This window comes from Bathymodiolus thermophilus thioautotrophic gill symbiont, from assembly GCF_003711265.1.
GTDB lineage: Bacteria > Pseudomonadota > Gammaproteobacteria > PS1 > Pseudothioglobaceae > Thiodubiliella.
The window spans coordinates 1,088,581-1,105,611 of the sequence record NZ_CP024634.1 but is presented as its reverse complement, the minus strand read 5'-3'; the positions used below and the strand labels follow the sequence as shown (position 1 = coordinate 1,105,611).

Below are 17,031 nucleotides of genomic sequence, written 5' to 3'. Positions count from 1 at the left end.
ATGAGAAAAATACTATTACTAATTTTATTAATATTTTTTACTAGTTCATGTGAAAAAACTTATACACGAAGTGAATGCATTACCAAAGTTAAATTGTATTGGGATAAGGAGTTAACAAAAGAAAAAAGACTTGAAGTTAATAATAAATTTCATGAAGCGCAAACATTAATATGGACAAATCAAGATAAATTGAAGTTACTCAGGGCAAATATTGTGTTTGAATACAGTAAGAACATAAAGCCAGAATTCATGTACAGTCAATACGAATACGAATGTGAAAACAAAGAAAAAATGCTATTTTCTTTTTTAGAACACATTAAGTTTTATGTGCCGAATTTCCCTAAATATCAAATTCTTAATGAAATAGTAAAACCAAGTGTTAAAACTATTTCTTTAAGTGGGCATTGGTGGATTGATAAGGCAAAATTTAGGGAATAAAAATCAAAAACAAGGGGCGCCTTTTTTATGATAAAGCACTCAAATGCCAAGACAAACTGGAAGCGTATTTGCCAATATTCCACATCCACACAACCCAAAGGGGTAATCGCAATTGTGATGTATTTTTCTGCGAGGCTCTGTAATTTCTTTTCTGTAAATTCAACATAAACATTTTTTTACTTGCAAAAATATGCACAGTAAAAAAAACAAAAAGCCTTGAATTTACATCAATAAGTATACTTGACCTATTTTGTAAAATTCTACAATAAGTTAGATATACTTTATTTATCACTTTCTTTTGCTTTTTTATCATTTGCGAATGTAACACAAACTCACTCGCAAAGCATCAGCTCTCTATCAAATATTGGCTTAACTTGGCTTGTGGCCTTGATTTTAGTTTACTTACTATCAGTAAGCTTGAAGCAAAAGAATAATTAGTCAACCTTTAAAAACCACATAAAATTTTATTTTATAACAATAAAAAATCCATATATAAATCAACCAATTTTTGGTATAACAACATTCTTTTACTGGTCGTTTTACATTACCCCAAAATTCCTAACTATCCAGTTTCACCATTTAAATCAATAATTCTCAAACCATGCACCATCGTCATTTTAAGGATTTGTAGTTTACTTCAAAAAACTAAAAAAATAAACAACAAACCCTTAAATTACCCCTAAATTAGGGGGTTATAAAACCCCAGCAATCTCAAACAACAATTTGATTTTCCTTATTTCAAACCCGCTAAACTAAACAAAAAAATCGGAGTAAAAAAATGAGTAAAAAACGAACTAAATACACCTCTGCATTCAAGACTAAACTCGTGCTTGAACTATTGCAAAACGAACAAACCTTAGTGCAGATTGCTAGCAAGCATAACATCCTTCCTCAGAACCTACAAAATTAAAAGAAAACCTTTCTTGCTAACGCAGAAATTGCCATGGAGCCCTCTAAAGCTGTTAAAGAATACAAAGAAGAACTTGTCAAAGCACAGCAACAGAATGAGCGTCTAACTACCCTAGTAGGCAAAGTAACAGTAGAGAAGTGGTTGGCAAAAAAGCTAAAAAGCTTGGACTCATCTAATCTCAAGCAGTTAGTTGATTTCAAGCCATCTTCATCCTCTTTATCCGTTAATTATCAATGTCAATTATTGAGCATTAACAGAAGTGGCTTATATTACAAACCAAAAACAAACGATACTAAGCAAACCATCAAAAACCACATTACCAAAGTGTTTGAACGCATACCTATTTACGGCGAAAAAAAAGTACACCAACAATTACTTGAAGACGGCTACAAAGTAAGTCTAAACACCGTTGCACGCTATCGTCAAGAACTGGGCTTAAAAGCAGTATTAGCAGTTAAACAAGTTAATACAACCATATCAATCAAAACGCATAAGAAGTACAGTTACAAGCTTCTAGACCTTGGTATCAATCATGCCAATCAAGTTTGGTCTACAGACATTACTTATATCAAGATTGCAGGCGGTATGGTGCATATGGCAGCCATTATTGATTGGTATTCTAAAGCGGTGCTATCACACAAGATATTCAATACTATGGATTCGTAGTTAGTGATGAGTATACTCAATGATGCTTTAGAAAAGCATCCACATCCAGAGATATTTAATACCGACCAAGATAGCCAATACACCAGCGAGATACACATTAAACGGCTAAAAGATTTAGGTATTCAAATATCTATGGATGGTAAAGGCAGAGCCACAGATAATATCTGCATTGAGCGCTTTTGGCGAAGTGCAAAATGCGAAAGGGTTTATCTGAACGAGTATCAATCTATTTGTGAGTTGATCGTTGATGCGGATGATTATATTAAGTTTTATAATCATCGAAGATTTCATGAAACATTGGGGTATAGAAAACCAATGTATGTGTGTCGGGAGCGTGTAAAATTAAATCAAGAAAAGGCGAAGGCTTCTTAAATTGGGCTATAAGAAATTTTAAAAAGTTGTCAGGGGTTTTAGGATAATGTAACTAGCGTATTAACTATGAATAAATTTAAATTATATTTTGGATATTATCTTTGTTTTAATTGGGTTATGTTTGCATACATATTTTTTTCTGGACTTATATTTGACCCAGATTTGGTTATGCAAATTATTTTTTTGCAAAGTTGGTTTTCAGGAGTTATATTATTCTTTTGGATGATTTATCATTTAATCAAAAATAAAAATTTGAAATATAAATTTCTTTGGTTTTTATCTTTTTGTATTATGTTTGCTGGTGTAATTTTTTATTTTTGGTTTGTTTATAGAGTGAAATATAAAAACACCAAGGTCTTAAAAAATAATGGAAGCAGGCTGCTTTTTAGGGAAAACATAGACCGTATCGAGGTGGATGGCAGATATGAATAAACCAATCTTTCCGTTAAAAGCAATTTTTTATAACAATGATAGTTCTATAGAAGATATTTGGGTGTTAAACAATCTTTATGACATATCTTGTAATATAGAAGAATATGACTCAAATATTAGTGATGATTCATTAAGAATTTTTGATGCAAAAAATCAAGAAGTTCATTTAGAAATGGATCTTCATCATGAGGTTAAAGTTTTAAAATTAAAATAAATGGGCGAATTCAACCCACAAGTACAACACTTCCATTTAAAAAATAGCCTTACCAGTTATCTTGACAAAGACTATAAAACCCTAACAATTTCAGACAACAATTTAATTTTTCTTACTTTAAACCCATTAAACTAAACAAAAAAATCGGAGTAAAAAACGAACTAAATACACCTCTGCATTCAAGACTAAACTCGTGCTTGAACTATTACAAAACGAATAAACCTTTCCTTGGCTTGATCCTTAGATTTAGTTCCAGTTCTCGGTATATTCTGTAAACACTTTGTAATTCCATTTAAAGTCTTTTATGTTGCGTAAATATAAATAACAGAGTTTAAAACCCCAACGCTTATGCGCTGTGACCAACCTTGGTAGCCAGTCAGCAATTATGGTATTTTCATCACTGAGTTTGGGTTTGTGGTAATAAGTGCTTTTGCTAATGTTACAAACTTCACAAACAAGTTTAATACTTGTGGTCTTATTTTGTTTGTTAATATTTAAAGCCATCTCACACCTTTGAGATGGCTTTAAAAATTTTTTGCCAAAGCATCCTTTATAATTTGCAGTTTTAACTCACTCTCAGCCATACGCTTGAACTGAGTATTTTCTAATTCAAGCTCTTTTAAGCGAGATGTCTGCATCGCCATATTTTGAACACTATTTGTAGAATGTTGCTTGAGATATTGAATATTCTCTGCACAATTCAGCCACGGATATATTTACTTAGTTTTGTTTTAGTGTATTAACGATTTGTGTGTCTGTGTATTTTGATTTCTTCATGTGAATCTTTAGTTGTTTATTATAGAATTTTCTACTTATGAGTGGTTTGGTTTTTTAAGGGTATTACAACTGCACCAAAGCAATCAAGGTTGATTATTAAAGAACAACCCCACCATATAATAGCACTACAATCTCTTTTCTGTAAATTTAATACAAATGCTTTTTATTTTTTTGCTTGCAAAAAAAACCGAACAATGAAAAACAAAAAAATCTTAAATTCATATTAGTAAGCGTAAAACTCAAAACCCCTCCATTTAAAAATTCAACAAGGTAGAATATTACCTCATGCGAACTCAAATTAACATACGCCGCAACATCCAAAGGATTTATACATCAAACACCTGCCCCAAAGGCATCCATGGCAACACTAGCACTCTAATCTTAGGTGTCACCAACGACGATAGCGACATTGGTCACAACTCAAAAATCACCTTCACTACTAACACAAGCAACACTCACTATATTTCAGTAGGCACTTACAATAACAACTACACCCTAATAGTGCCAACATCAGACAATTACCTCTACGACGCCAACGGCAACATGACCCCAAACAACAACCTCGGCTCCATCAACACCATCACCGACGGCCAAGGCAACATCGTTGAACGCATGGCATACACCGCCTTCGGACAAAGACGCCAAGGTGACTGGCGTGCCAACGACCCACTACTCCCCATCATCCCAACCCTAACCAACAGAGGCTTCACTGGACACGAGCACATTGATGAAATGGGATTTATTCATATGAATGGACGGGTGTATGATCCGAGTATTGGGCGATTTTTGAGTGCCGATCCGAATATTCAAGCGCCTTATAATACGCAAAGTTATAATCGTTATTCTTATGTTTTGAACAATCCTTTGAAGTACACCGATCCTAGTGGTTTTTTTCTTCGGAAAATGTTTGAACTATCAGACAAAATCTCTAAGAGGTTTTCGCCCATAGGATACGCAATACAAAGATCTATTGAAAAGGCCATGATGAAGAACTCCACCCTTAGAGCCATTGGCATGATGGCTGCAAGCGCGTTTGGAGGGCCGGCAGGAGCCGCCGCTTTCTCTGCTAGAATGGCATACCTCTCAGGTGGTAATGATGGTGACATATTTAAAGCAGCAGTAGTTTCGTTTGCCTCAACCAGTGCTGCAGAGTATAATGGAAATAAGCATAAAGATTTATTTCCTATAAAAAATCCAAAAAAATGATTTCCAAACATAATAAAGATTTCTTTAATATTATTGATAATTTTTGCTCAAACTATCATGTTAAAGTTGAGGAAAAAAAGAATAACAGTTTTTACATTATCAATATTGTAACGCCAAATAAAAAAATATGTCAAATATCTTTTGTCCTAAGTCAAAAATATACTATTAATCCTGATATTTGGATTGGAGAAAATATAATATTTGAAGGGTCTTCTTGCTCCAAAGAGGCAAACAATATAGATAATATTGAGGAAATATTGTTGTCAGTTTCAAAGGGAATGGTCACTGAAAAAGTTTGGTATAGAAATAAAAAAATAGTAAAATCATGTGGATTTATTACTATATCTACCAATATAATAAAGACTAGTTACAGTAGTTTATTCTCTTTTATAAATAATGATTTTATAAAATTAACATACAAACCTTGGCAAAAGATAAAATCGGGAAAATAAGGGGGCGCTACCCTTTTTAAAGGAAATAGCAAAATAATTGGTAAACCTAAAAAAGTGGTAGCACTCCTTTTTTCTCAAGAACTGCTTTAAGTAAAACAACACAAGACTGGAAAATATACATTAGCAGAATACACTAACCTTATCTCAAGCTTTATGATTGGGTGGATTGTGTAAATACGCCAATTTATCAAAAAAAATTAGATAAAATTAGGAACAGCGTTAACAGGCAAGCGCCACTTAGTAATAAGAACTGGACTGTAAAAATAGAAAATAAATACGGTTTATCCTCAACTTTAAATTCAAGAAAAAGACCAAAAAATAAAAAAATATGATAAAAGTAGCCCACCCTCATTATTTTCCGCAGGCCACCTCACTGTCTACATCATCGGGCTTATCCACTGAACAAGAATACAACCCCACTTATTCACCATCAAATCAGGCTTTAGGGTTGGTAGGTGGTATTGTACAAGACAGAATGGGTGATAGTTTTGGTGCTGGTTTCTTAGTGGGATCACTTGGCTCTTACTTGGGTTCATTAGGCAATGCAAGAAATGCAAACGAACTGATTGGCAATACTGCTAGAGAAGCAATTGTTGGTGGCACCATATCGGTAGTTGGTGAAGGTAAGTTTGCTAATGGAGCTCAGACGGGGTGTTTAGGTATTTGTTTAATGAAGTTATGCATGACGCTAGATCTGGAAGGATTATTCAAAAAATCGAAAAAAAATCAGAAACAGGTGTAACTATATTTAAGGCATTGAGAGAATCCGACAGAACATACTCATTTAGATTTAGCAAAGATAGGCAAACTTCTGGTGCTTTTGTAGATGGCATTTATGATATTGTTATTAATACAGACAATTTATCCTCATACGAAGTACCAACTAAAGATGGTGGTTGGCACATTGAGGGGGCGATGAGATCTGTTTCACATGAGGCTGGACATGCATTAATGGTTGACAGATATACAAGTCATTGGGCGAAGAATAACTCAGTTTATTTTAACAAAGCCACAGCAATAGAGAATGAAATAGCACGCGAAATGAATCCTGATGCATGGCAACACATTGGACATGGCTACCGCCCCAGACAACGATGAACAATGTTTATTGCTCAAGATTTAGCTTAATAATTTTTATAACCTCAATATTGTTTGAACTACTATGGCTTGCTTTAATCAAGATAGATATAAATACCTGCCTGAAAAATACCTTTAAATGGCCAGAACTTTGTGACAATAGTTTAGATATATTGATTATCAACATGGGGATTGCCTGGGAAATAATACACAGAGATATTATATTAAACCTTCCGTTTAAGCATGATTATTTTATATTTTATATGTTTGGATATAAAAGGATAGTCCCTGATTTTTTGGTTGAATTCTCAGCAATATTGGTTATTTCAGGGGCACTCTCTTTTATAAGTTTTATTTTGTGTAAGATTATTTGTAACTATCGATCAAAAAAAAATCTCCCGTAAACCTAGGGAGTTCTCCTTAAAAACCAACGCCAATGCATCTGTTGAACTAATTTCATTTTTACAACAAGCGCTCAAATACCCTCTTATCCTGCAAAATATACTCTCATTCCCAAGCTCCGCTTAGGAATACATGCCAAAAACCCCCTCCATTTAAAAACTCAACAAGGTAGAATGTTACCTCATGCAAACCCAAATCAACATACGCTACAACACTCAAAGGATTCATATGTCAGGTACTTACCTCAAACACAACCAACGACAATGGTGGCATTGGGAGTAACTCAAAAGTCACCTTCACTGCCAACACAAGCAACACTTACTACATCTCAGCAGGCGCTTATAGCAACAACACAGACACCTATACCCTAACAGCAGCAGTAACCTGGCAGTAACACCAACATCACACCAAGCCCATCAGGCAATTACCTCTACGACAGCAACATGACCCAAAACAGCAACAAACTCATTCAATGGACTTCCTTCAACAAACCCAAACGCTTCACCAATACCGAACACAAACACTTTATCTACGCCGACGACCGACTTCATCGACATCATCACCGACGGCCAAAACAACATCGTTAAACGCATGACATACACCGCCTTCGGACAAATACGCCAGTACCAGCGACCCACTACTCCCCATCATTCTAACTCTAACCAACAGAGGGCTTCACTGGACACGAGCACATTGATGAAATGGGCTTTATTCATATGAATGGACGGGTATGTGATCCACAGATAGGACGCTTCCTTAGTGCCGATCCAACCATTACACCCTTATAACACGCAAGACTATAACAGATATTCTTATGCCACTAATAATCCATTGAAATATGTAGATATGAATGGTTTTGGTTGGTTTAGCAAAGCTCGGAGAAATATAGCCAAATTTTATAAAAAATACGGTAGGCAGATTGCCTCTATTGATATTCTATTTATTTCAGGGGTAAATATTTATGTAGCAGGTTTTTTTATCAAGCATGATTGACTTAAAACAAAGGGCGCTAGGTGCATTTACAGCAGGATTTAATGCTGGTGTATTGCATCCAATGAAAGCAGGCTTTAACAAACTTATTGTTCATGGATTAACTCGGTATACGCAGTCGATTATCTGGTGGTAGTTTTAAAAGTGGATTTTTAGGATCGGCTATAAGTTATGGTGCAAGTTGGTCAGGCACCTATGAAGCAGCAGGCATTAGTAGTCAGGCTGTCACTTGGGGGGGGGGAAACGCAAAATGTTGTTGCTTCTTATGTGGTTGGTGGGATTGCTGCTGAGTTAAGTGGTGATAAGTTTAAAAATGGCGAGATAAGTGTAGCGTTTAATAGGATGTTTAATGACCTTGCACAAGTGCATAAAGTTATGAATACGCCTAAAAATACATATAATGGATGGGCTGCTCCGACTGGTGTTATCTTTGCAGAAGTTGGTGGTGCATTAGCACTTGTACCACACCCTTTTGCCAAAGGAATTGGGTATAGTATGATAAGCACAGGTGGAACAATGGAAATTTATGATATGAAAATGAGTGTAGACCAAGTTTTCGAGCCAAATAGTTCAGTTATAAAGCTCAGGAATAATATGAATGAACATTATAGAAAACAGGAAAAATCGTTAGAGGATATAGGATTTTAGAAAATGAAAAAATTACACAAAAAGTACTTAAACTTAATATACATTCTTCCATTCATTATTGCCATTCGTTTGATAACACTAATAGTTATATTGCACAATTATACGGCTATACAAATAGTTGACACAAAAAGCAATATGGAAAAATTGGTTATTGCGTTAGAAAATTCTATTGCTGACCAGGATTTAATAAAATCAAAAATAATTATTCAAACCTTAAAAGAAGGTTATTATTATCAAAATGACTTCAATGTATCTTATATAGAGCAAATAAACAAAAACGCGGAATACAAATATATCAATAGCATTGTTTCTTTAATTTTATTATGTATTTACATGTATATAGTTTTTAAAATAATAAGAAAAATTGAATAAGGCGAAACCCCTAACAGAAGCTGATACCAAAAAAATCCAAACCAAAGTCAACAGTAACACCACCATTACCACCACCTACATCGGCAAACTCTACGAACAAATCTGCCCCCATTTTCCGTACAACTACAAAGTAGAGGCTTGACTGTTTGCAGTCATTTTGTTACGCCACCTTTGCTCTTGGTGGTATTCCACCCAGTGCAAAATGTGGACGCTCGTTATTACAAACCCATAACCACGATGTGGTTAGATTTTGTGCTAACTCAACTGAATCAAACAAATGAAGATCTAAGCATCCTGCCTTACTGTTCGATTAAATCTCTCAATATAGGCATTTTAAGACCCCTGCATAGCACCCTAAAACCGACCATCAAAACCCAAAACCCTCAATTTTTGACTTTTCAAAGTCAAAAAATATATAAAACCCAGCTTTCATTAAAAAAATCATCAATATCAACTATAAATCGCTCATTTTTTACTCTTTTTTGTACTGTTTCCACAAAAAAGACACAATAATCCCTAGGTTGTATTTAATCCCTTGTTAATATAAACATTCGCCGCTCTAACTAGATTATAAGCAATAGCTTTAAGATTAACTTCGCTGGCAACTTTCTCTAAACCAATATAACGACTTCTTGCCAAACCATAAGTGCGTTTGAGCGTACCAAAGGTGCGTTCAACCACAAACCTTCTTTTGCTGATTGCTTTATTGCGTAATTTATTCCAATGACTCATTTGCTTGCCTTTGGGTTTTTTGCGCATAATACCATCTCTTAACTTTTGTGCTTTAAGTGCTTCACTATTAGCTTGAGAGGCTGCTCCTTTGTCGTATAAAACTCTTACGCCTTTTTGATTGCCTGCCTGTTTAACATTTTCTTCAAAATGAGTCATTTCACTATCATTAGCAGGGTGCGTAGTGGCTTTGTTAATTAATCCATTGGCATCAGTTGTTACTACTGATGAATATCCATAAGTGTATTTTCCCGCCTTAAATGTCCATCTTGCATCTTTATCATCTGAATATTGAATTGGGTTACTATCAATCTCATAAACCTCACCAGTTTTGTGTGTTGTAATAATCTTCTTAGTGCGTCTAGCACTTTGAATTAAGGTTGCATCCATGGCAACATGTTTGCCATTAGAGAGTTTGAGTTGATTATTCTCAAGCATAAGATTGATGCTACTCAAAAGTCTATCAAATAGATTTTGTTTGATTAGTTTGGTTCTAAATCTGCCAATGGTTGTAGCATCAGGTTTGTTGCCACTTAGGCTAAAGTTGCAAAAGTTAATAAAGACTAAATCTCTACTAAGACTATCAGCCAACTTCTCATCAGAGAGATTGTGCCATGTGCCTATTAATAGCGCTTTAAACAGACTAACAGCAGAATAGTCAACTTTAATATGAGACAGATCTTTGGCTATAACTTCCCAATCGATAACTTTGTTAATGATGTCTAGTTGGGAGTTTGGTATGTTGATAAAACTATCAGCAAAGGTTTGTTCTTGAGTGGTTTTAACTCGCATTTTTTTGTAAGTATCTGATAATTATAGTATTTTATCATAAATGCTAATGTTTGCATAAGGTTTTGAGGGTTGATTTGTGATTTTTTGTTGGGTTTTTTAGTTTAATGCAGGGGTCTTATTTTGTGTTGACTTGCCTGGTTGAGTATGTTTAAGTTCAATATCACTGGCTTGTGCCTAATCTCGTAGTGCTTGACTGATATACTCAGAACCATTATCACATCTGATTGCCTTTGGTTTGTCACGCCATTCAACTAAGCGTTCTAATGATTGGATAACCCTTCTTGCTGGCAGTGGCAAATCTGAGTCCTTCTCGATTGTAATCATCCACTACATTGAAGGTTTTAATGCTTCTGCCATTAGTGAGTGAATCCGACATAAAACCATTGACCAAATTTGATTGATTTTGCTTGGATCAGTGCCTCAAACTTATCTCTTTTAATTCTTTTCCTTGGCTTGATTCTTAGATTTGGCTCCAGTTCTCGGTATATTCTGTAAACGCATTTGTAATTCCATTTAAAGTCTTTTATATGGGTGATTATATTGAACTTTACAATTACCGAAGATTTTATGAGAGATAAGAAATTTTAACAAGTTGCCATGGATTTTTAGGGTGATACAAAATATTAAAGAATGTTTGCATAAAATACCACTCCGATATACTCACCTATATTTTAATGACAAACCATGAGTACCTCTTGATAAAGACTGTAACGGTAAAAAATTGACTGGCTTTTGCTGCTCACCCTTTATATTAGAGTTAAAGATATTGGCAATTAGCGGTAAAATAAGCCCTTTTTATTCACAACATTCAATCATGGCTTTTAATTTCTTTACTTTGCTTTTTTTAATTGCAATTTTTTCTTATGTTATCACCCTTCTATGGCTTAATATTCGTCAAAACAAAGCGGTTACTAGCTCTTCTGGTGCTGTTCCCAGTGAATTTAGTCAAAAAATCACCTTAGAGCAACATCAAAAAGCAGCTGATTACACATGTGCTAAATTAAACCTTAATTATTTTGAGGTGGTTTTTTCAGCGTTTGTTTTGTTGGCTTGGACTTTGGGTGGTGGGTTGGAGTGGTTAGATGGCTTTTGGCGTGCATTTAGTGATGATGTGCTATTTGTTGGTGTGGGCTTTATTCTTAGTTTGATGTTGATAGGTACTTTGATTGACTTGCCATTTGGTCTTTACCGAACTTTTGTTTTAGAAGAAAAATTTGGCTTTAACAAAACCACAATAAGTACACTGGTTAGCGACACAATTAAAGGCTTTGGGCTGGCATTGGTTATTGGTGTGCCATTGTTGTATGTGGTGCTGTATTTAATGAATGAAATGGGTGAATATTGGTGGTTTTTTGTTTGGCTGGTGTTGACGGGCTTTTCTTTGTTATTATTATGGCTTTATCCTACATTTATTGCACCGCTGTTTAATAAGTTTAACCCTTTAGAGAATCAAGCGCTCAAAGCCAAGATTGACGATTTGCTTAATCGCACTGGCTTTAAAAGTGATGGGATTTTTGTAATGGATGGCTCAAAGCGCTCATCACATGGCAATGCATATTTTACGGGAATTGGTAAAAACAAGCGCATTGTGTTTTTTGACACCTTGCTCAAAGGTATGAATGACAATGAGGTGCAGGCGATTTTGGCGCACGAGTTGGGGCATTTTCACCATAAACATATTCGCAAACAAATGCTAATCTCCTTTCTTACTTCACTGCTTGGGTTGGCGTTATTAGGCTACCTTATTACTCAGCCTTGGTTTTTTTACGGCTTGGGCATTGAGGCAATGAGTAACCATGCTGCTTTGGTGTTGTTTACTTTGACGCTGCCCATATTCAGTTTTTTTATTGAACCGATTAGCCATGCTTTATCACGAAAACACGAGTTTGAGGCGGACGCCTTTGCTGCTAAACATACTGATGCTAATGATTTAATTTCAAGTCTGGTTAAGCTTTATCGTGATAATGCATCAACGCTGACGCCAGATAAGTTATACTCAGCGTTTCACGATTCACACCCCAGTGCATCCATTCGAATAAAACATTTAAGGACAAAATAATGAAAAACTTACTAATAATAATCGCCCTGCTATCGACGGCAACCTTTGCCAACAAAGAAGGTGAGGCATTACACAACAAAACCTGTGTGGCATGTCATGTTGTGCAGCACGATGATAATTTTTATATGCGTCAAAATCGTAAAATAATCTCATTGCCTAAATTAAGCGGACAAGTTAGTCGTTGTGCCCAGGCATTTAACACAGGCTGGTTCCCCGATGAAGAACAAGCCGTGGTTGACTACTTGAACAAAAAATACTATCAATTTAAACATTGAGCCTAACACGACGCCAAAAATGGCGTATTGAAAAGATTCAAGCTGAGCGCATTGCCAGAGCTAATCGAGTGGCTGATGACGCTCAAGATTTAGCAGACAATAATGCTGAGGCGCAAATAGGCCTAGTAATTACTCGTTACGGTCAGCGTTTATTGGTTGAAAGTAAAGCGGGTGATTTAATCCAATGCAGTGCCAGACGCCATATTGATTTATCAGTTGCTGGCGATCAAGTCATCTTTCAAATGGTGGATAAAAATACAGGGGTTGTTACTGCATTATTAGCGCGTGACAATATTTTAGAGCGCTCACACAAACTCATTGCTGCCAATATTGACGAATTATGGCTGGTAGTTGCGATAGCGCCTCACTATCAATTTGACTTAATTGACCGCTATTTAGTGGTTGCAGAAAACAGCAATTTGCCCATTCGCATTATTGTCAATAAAATTGAACTATCTAACAACATTGAGCAAGTCAAAAAAGACTTTGCTATGTATGAATCCATTGGCTATTCTGTTAATTATTTAAGCGTTAAAGAGCGAATAGGCACGAATACATTTAAAGAGCAACTCAATGACAAAGCGCATATTTTTCTCGGGCAATCAGGTGTGGGAAAATCATCTTTAATCAACGAGTTGATACCCGACCTGAATTTGCGTGTCAATGAAATATCCGCCAAAAGTAAACTTGGCAAACATACCACCACCAATACCACGCTTTACCACATTCCATCGGGTGGCGATTTAATTGATTCTCCGGGGGTGCGTGAATTTCACTTGGACAATTTGAGTAACAAAGAAATTCTTAATGGATTTAAAGAATTTTCCCCTTTTATTGGTCAATGTAAATTCAGAAATTGCACGCACGCCAATGAACCCAGTTGCGCCATCAAAAATGCATTAAATGCCAACCATATTCACCCTAAGCGTTACCACAGTTATTTAAACTTAATTGCCAATTGAAATTCAGAGTTCGTTTTTTACTCAAATTCCATTTGCTTAAAAATTCGTTCGGCATTTTGCCGATGCAACTCTCGATATGTACCCCAGTCTCGGTAGGCAGATTGATCTATATTATAGGCATCAGCCAAATCGCCATCATTGTCTAAGATTTTTTTAACTTCACTATACATAGTCAGTAAATAGTCTTTTGTAAATTTAGTTATCGTTGCCAAATCAGTTGGATGCCCATGCCCAGGAATAATGATTTTAGGCTGTAACGCTTCAATTTTATCCCAAGTTTTAATCCACGCCGCAATATCGGTATGGGGGAATACAGGGAGTAATCGCTCATTAAATGCTGTATCGCCACTAATCAGCAATTTTTGCTTTGGCATCCATAATTGAATATCGTCTGGCGAGTGTGATGCGCCAATATGTAACAATTCAATCTGAGTACCGCCCATATTTAAATTAAATTGCTTGTCAAACAACACATCTGGACGCATAACTTTCGTGCCAATCATTTTGTCTTTTTGTCGACTTAAAATACGCATATAAATAGCATTACCATGTTCTGCAATTTCTTTGTCCGTTTTGCTGTGTGCAATAATCACTGCACCCTGCTGTTTCCAGTAATTCACACCTAAAATCGCATGTCCTTGAGAATTTTCAAGCACCACATACTTGACACGCTGTTGTGTTATCTTTTTAATCTCGTCATGCAATGCCTGAGCGACTAAATAACTGCCCCCAGCATTAAATACCAAAACACCATCAGTGGTGACAATAAACGATAAATTATTGTTGTGGTTTGAATTTTCATAAGTATTGGGCTGGGTTGCGCCAGTCGCCGAGTACACGCTTTCTATAACTTTAACTGGCTTGCGATAAAGAATACTATTGGGTTCGTAGTCACTAATTTTAACTGGATTCAGCGCCTTCTTCCAAGTCAAAAAACCATCAGAATAATTTTTAACATTGGTATAACCCATTTCCATCAAGGTTCTTGCTGCCAATGGTGAGCGAATATTCAAACCACAATACACAACAATTGGCGTGTCTTTATCCTGCACATAATCCTCAATTTGAGCCTCTATCCAGCCACGCATAATATTGACATTTTGTCCGCGTTTAATGGTGCCAGTGTGTTTGATTTCAAACGGTGCACGCACATCAATTAACACCACGCTTGCATCTTCATCCAAAATCTTTATAAGTGCCTCGGTGTTGATATTCACTAACGCCTGCTTAGATGGTTGGGCATTAATTGCACTAACCCCAGTTAAAACAAAAACAACACTCATTATCAAAAAATAACGCATAACCCCTCCGAATAAAAGCACAATGACTAAAGTCACCAACGATTTAGAGTGCAGAAAATACTCGTATGCACTGAATAAATTGTGATGGCTTGGCACAACGGTCTTATTATGACATAAGCAAGACAACATTGTTACCAAAATTTGACGCAACTAAGGCATCGGAAAAAGAATAAAGGCTTTAAAATTGTAGATAATGAGACCTCTGCGTTAGATATGGGTGTTGAATACAGAGGTCTCCGCTAAATTGCTTGGTTTATTTTGGAAAATAATATAAAGCAACATTGTTACCAAAAAATGAAACTTTTGCACGCCATTTTTTTGCCAAGTAACGCATCGTATTTTTCGAAAAAAAGCAAATGTGCGTAGGGTCGTTTTTGTAATACCAAGTAGAAAAATCAGTCTTATCGTCCATCATCTGAGTCATTATTGCCAGCACGCCACCCTTTTTAAGGCTACCAAACAAGCGATGCAACTCAACATTTGGCGCACTTAGATGCTCTACCACTTCGGTAGCGGTAATAAAGTCATAACTTTGCTCAAAAACCGCTGGATTGTTTGCATAGAATTTATCAAATAAATTCACTTGATGCCCTTGTTTTTCAAACATTAATGACAAAGTCGGGCCCGGTCCACAACCAAAGTCCAAACCCTTTGCGCCAACCTTGGAAAAATCAAGACCTTGTTTATTAAGATGATCAATAACAGGATTAAACACTTGAGATAAGAAGGCTTGGTAGCGCTTATCGTCTGGATTATTCTGATGTGCGTCATAACGCAACTTTTCTTCTGTGTCGCTAAGATGGTGAGTTTTTGACATAAACACCAGTGCACACTGAGGGCAACTTAAATAACCAACACCCTTGTTTTGATAATAAGGCTGAATACTCTCAGAATGACACAATGGGCAGAATTTATCTGCCACAGGTGTTTAATGCGAACAAGAGTCGCCATGGGCGTGAATATGCCCATGTTCCAATTCTTCCTTGCTTGCCTCTCTAACACTCTCAATACTGATATTAAAATGCAATGTTTTCCCTGCTAAAGGGTGGTTAGCATCAACAATAATTGTGTCTGCATTAATTTCTTTAACACAAACAATGAATGGATTACCCTGCTCGTCTTTAGATTGTAATTCCATGCCTACTGTCAAATCGTCAATACCCTCTAACGCTTCTTTTGGGATTGTTTGAACGCCCTCAGCATGGTGATCACCATACGCATCTTTTGACTGCACAACAATATCACCAGATTCGCCAACCTTCATCCCTTCTATCGCTTTTTCCAAGCCAGGCACAATATTACCATGCCCTTGTAAAAACACCATGGTTTCTTGTCCTTTGGTTGAATCAATCACTTCGCCTTTGTCGTCCGTTAGCGTGCAATGCATTTCAACTACTTTATCTTTTTTTATTGTCATCTGTTTACCTTGGTTTTTATGAGACCTTTGTATTAATAGAGATTCTTAATGATTGTTCCTATTTATACAAAGGTCTCGTATGATTAATATTTCATTAAAAAATGTTATAAAAAAGGCCTATCTAACGATAAGCCTTTTTTTAATATGGTGGGGCGTGAGCGATTTGAACGCTCGACCAGCGGATTAAAAGTCCGATGCTCTACCAACTGAGCTAACGCCCCATAAAAAATCAAGATTATACAGTAATATAAACCCTAATTTTTTAATTATTTACAACTTCTTTAAGTAATTTACCTGGCTTAAAGAATGGCATAAATTTTGCATCAACCTGGGTTTTCTTTCCAGTTCTAGGATTGACCCCTAGGCGTGCGTTTTTATGCTTTCTAGAAAAACTACCAAACCCTCTCACTTCAACACCTTCACCAGTCGCAATGCCATCGACAAGTATCGACAAAATGACATCCACACAAGTCTTTACTTCTGTTTTAGACAGCGTGTGTTTTTCTGATAAATCAAGGATAAGGTCAGTTTTTTTCAAAA

At 36.0% G+C, this 17,031-nt stretch carries 23 protein-coding genes, 1 tRNA gene and 3 pseudogenes; 16 read left to right on the top strand and 11 right to left on the bottom strand.

All coding sequences use genetic code 11. From position 1 onward, the window contains the following. The 5 genes from MS2017_RS04125 (at position 1) to MS2017_RS04100 (ending at position 3,032) form a co-directional block, all read left to right on the top strand. Complete coding sequence (locus MS2017_RS04125) at positions 1 to 438, top strand: hypothetical protein (protein ID WP_122951350.1); 438 nt, start codon at positions 1 to 3, stop codon at positions 436 to 438. Between the two features lie 943 nt (positions 439 to 1,381). After that, positions 1,382 to 2,014 (top strand): DDE-type integrase/transposase/recombinase, encoded by a 633-nt coding sequence (locus MS2017_RS04115; protein ID WP_122951348.1) that lies wholly within the window; start codon positions 1,382 to 1,384, stop codon positions 2,012 to 2,014. A 6-nt stretch (positions 2,015 to 2,020) separates the two neighbouring features. After that, positions 2,021 to 2,386, top strand: a complete 366-nt coding sequence (locus tag MS2017_RS04110) for an integrase core domain-containing protein (RefSeq protein ID WP_122951347.1) — start codon at positions 2,021 to 2,023, stop codon at positions 2,384 to 2,386. Positions 2,387 to 2,452: 66 nt separating this feature from the next. Beyond that, complete coding sequence (locus tag MS2017_RS04105; RefSeq protein ID WP_122951346.1) at positions 2,453 to 2,818, top strand: hypothetical protein; 366 nt, start codon at positions 2,453 to 2,455, stop codon at positions 2,816 to 2,818. Next, a complete protein-coding gene (locus MS2017_RS04100; protein WP_122951345.1) occupies positions 2,811 to 3,032 on the top strand; it encodes a hypothetical protein in 222 nt (73 codons plus the stop codon). The genes MS2017_RS04105 and MS2017_RS04100 overlap by 8 nt, the downstream gene beginning before the upstream one ends. Before the next feature lie 217 nt (positions 3,033 to 3,249). On the opposite strand, the pseudogene MS2017_RS11880 reads toward MS2017_RS04100, so the two are convergent. Further along, positions 3,250 to 3,455: pseudogene (locus tag MS2017_RS11880) on the bottom strand (IS3 family transposase); the annotation flags it as partial. A 639-nt stretch (positions 3,456 to 4,094) separates the two neighbouring features. On the opposite strand from MS2017_RS11880, the gene MS2017_RS04090 reads away from it, so the two are divergent. From MS2017_RS04090 to MS2017_RS04075, 4 genes are all read left to right on the top strand, one after another. Then, entirely contained in the window at positions 4,095 to 5,015 is a 921-nt protein-coding gene (locus MS2017_RS04090) for an RHS repeat domain-containing protein (protein WP_122951344.1), read from the top strand. Next, entirely contained in the window at positions 5,012 to 5,467 is a 456-nt protein-coding gene (locus MS2017_RS04085) for a hypothetical protein (protein WP_122951343.1), read from the top strand. The genes MS2017_RS04090 and MS2017_RS04085 overlap by 4 nt, the downstream gene beginning before the upstream one ends. Before the next feature lie 328 nt (positions 5,468 to 5,795). After that, positions 5,796 to 6,209, top strand: coding sequence for a hypothetical protein (locus MS2017_RS04080; protein ID WP_122951342.1), 414 nt, complete (start codon positions 5,796 to 5,798; stop codon positions 6,207 to 6,209). Further along, the gene (locus tag MS2017_RS04075) at positions 6,146 to 6,565 is read left to right on the top strand and encodes a hypothetical protein (protein ID WP_164707598.1); all 420 of its coding nucleotides are present in this window, start codon (positions 6,146 to 6,148) and stop codon (positions 6,563 to 6,565) included. Before MS2017_RS04080 ends, MS2017_RS04075 begins: the two co-directional genes overlap by 64 nt. Before the next feature lie 797 nt (positions 6,566 to 7,362). Here MS2017_RS04075 and MS2017_RS11170 read toward each other — a convergent pair. Further along, on the bottom strand, positions 7,363 to 7,506 hold the full coding sequence (locus tag MS2017_RS11170; RefSeq protein ID WP_164707597.1) for a hypothetical protein: 144 nt from the start codon (positions 7,504 to 7,506) through the stop codon (positions 7,363 to 7,365). Continuing rightward, positions 7,472 to 7,612: a hypothetical protein gene (locus MS2017_RS11165; RefSeq protein ID WP_164707596.1), complete on the bottom strand. Its 141-nt coding sequence runs from the start codon at positions 7,610 to 7,612 to the stop codon at positions 7,472 to 7,474. The genes MS2017_RS11170 and MS2017_RS11165 overlap by 35 nt, the downstream gene beginning before the upstream one ends. 93 nt (positions 7,613 to 7,705) lie before the next feature. Here MS2017_RS11165 and MS2017_RS04065 point away from each other — a divergent pair, with 93 nt between their 5' ends. The 4 genes from MS2017_RS04065 (at position 7,706) to MS2017_RS11160 (ending at position 9,098) form a co-directional block, all read left to right on the top strand. Further along, on the top strand, positions 7,706 to 7,939 hold the full coding sequence (locus MS2017_RS04065) for a hypothetical protein (RefSeq protein WP_122951339.1): 234 nt from the start codon (positions 7,706 to 7,708) through the stop codon (positions 7,937 to 7,939). A 168-nt stretch (positions 7,940 to 8,107) separates the two neighbouring features. Continuing rightward, positions 8,108 to 8,584: a hypothetical protein gene (locus MS2017_RS04060; RefSeq protein WP_122951338.1), complete on the top strand. Its 477-nt coding sequence runs from the start codon at positions 8,108 to 8,110 to the stop codon at positions 8,582 to 8,584. Between the two features lie 3 nt (positions 8,585 to 8,587). Further along, positions 8,588 to 8,956 (top strand): hypothetical protein, encoded by a 369-nt coding sequence (locus tag MS2017_RS04055; protein WP_071564094.1) that lies wholly within the window; start codon positions 8,588 to 8,590, stop codon positions 8,954 to 8,956. Then, positions 8,949 to 9,098: a hypothetical protein gene (locus tag MS2017_RS11160; protein WP_164707595.1), complete on the top strand. Its 150-nt coding sequence runs from the start codon at positions 8,949 to 8,951 to the stop codon at positions 9,096 to 9,098. The genes MS2017_RS04055 and MS2017_RS11160 overlap by 8 nt, the downstream gene beginning before the upstream one ends. Before the next feature lie 18 nt (positions 9,099 to 9,116). On the opposite strand, the pseudogene MS2017_RS04050 reads toward MS2017_RS11160, so the two are convergent. From MS2017_RS04050 to MS2017_RS11665, 3 genes and pseudogenes are all read right to left on the bottom strand, one after another. Beyond that, a pseudogene (locus tag MS2017_RS04050) lies at positions 9,117 to 9,289 on the bottom strand (integrase core domain-containing protein); the annotation flags it as partial. Positions 9,290 to 9,472: 183 nt separating this feature from the next. Continuing rightward, on the bottom strand, positions 9,473 to 10,477 hold the full coding sequence (locus MS2017_RS04045; RefSeq protein ID WP_122950936.1) for an IS5 family transposase: 1,005 nt from the start codon (positions 10,475 to 10,477) through the stop codon (positions 9,473 to 9,475). A 177-nt stretch (positions 10,478 to 10,654) separates the two neighbouring features. After that, positions 10,655 to 11,013 (bottom strand): annotated as a pseudogene (locus tag MS2017_RS11665) (DDE-type integrase/transposase/recombinase); the annotation flags it as partial. Positions 11,014 to 11,291: 278 nt separating this feature from the next. Here MS2017_RS11665 and MS2017_RS04040 point away from each other — a divergent pair. Genes MS2017_RS04040 through rsgA form a run of 3 tightly spaced genes read left to right on the top strand, consistent with a single transcriptional unit; the run spans position 11,292 to position 13,773 of the window. Further along, positions 11,292 to 12,536 (top strand): M48 family metallopeptidase, encoded by a 1,245-nt coding sequence (locus MS2017_RS04040; protein WP_122951336.1) that lies wholly within the window; start codon positions 11,292 to 11,294, stop codon positions 12,534 to 12,536. Beyond that, positions 12,536 to 12,811 carry a hypothetical protein gene (locus tag MS2017_RS04035; protein WP_071564751.1) on the top strand — a complete coding sequence of 92 codons (276 nt, stop codon included), beginning with the start codon at positions 12,536 to 12,538 and terminating at the stop codon, positions 12,809 to 12,811. Before MS2017_RS04040 ends, MS2017_RS04035 begins: the two co-directional genes overlap by 1 nt. Further along, positions 12,808 to 13,773 carry a ribosome small subunit-dependent GTPase A gene (gene rsgA / locus MS2017_RS04030; RefSeq protein WP_122951335.1) on the top strand — a complete coding sequence of 322 codons (966 nt, stop codon included), beginning with the start codon at positions 12,808 to 12,810 and terminating at the stop codon, positions 13,771 to 13,773. The genes MS2017_RS04035 and rsgA overlap by 4 nt, the downstream gene beginning before the upstream one ends. Before the next feature lie 17 nt (positions 13,774 to 13,790). Here rsgA and MS2017_RS04025 read toward each other — a convergent pair whose 3' ends face one another. The 5 genes from MS2017_RS04025 to MS2017_RS04005 form a co-directional block, all read right to left on the bottom strand. After that, entirely contained in the window at positions 13,791 to 15,074 is a 1,284-nt protein-coding gene (locus MS2017_RS04025) for an MBL fold metallo-hydrolase (protein ID WP_122951334.1), read from the bottom strand. A gap of 253 nt (positions 15,075 to 15,327) precedes the next feature. Beyond that, positions 15,328 to 15,891, bottom strand: a complete 564-nt coding sequence (locus MS2017_RS04020) for a class I SAM-dependent methyltransferase (protein WP_122951333.1) — start codon at positions 15,889 to 15,891, stop codon at positions 15,328 to 15,330. A 111-nt stretch (positions 15,892 to 16,002) separates the two neighbouring features. Beyond that, complete coding sequence (locus tag MS2017_RS04015; protein WP_071564747.1) at positions 16,003 to 16,491, bottom strand: FKBP-type peptidyl-prolyl cis-trans isomerase; 489 nt, start codon at positions 16,489 to 16,491, stop codon at positions 16,003 to 16,005. Positions 16,492 to 16,636: 145 nt separating this feature from the next. Next, positions 16,637 to 16,712, bottom strand: a tRNA-Lys gene (locus tag MS2017_RS04010). A gap of 41 nt (positions 16,713 to 16,753) precedes the next feature. Further along, complete coding sequence (locus tag MS2017_RS04005) at positions 16,754 to 17,029, bottom strand: HU family DNA-binding protein (RefSeq protein WP_071564746.1); 276 nt, start codon at positions 17,027 to 17,029, stop codon at positions 16,754 to 16,756. Positions 17,030 to 17,031: the final 2 nt, after the last annotated feature.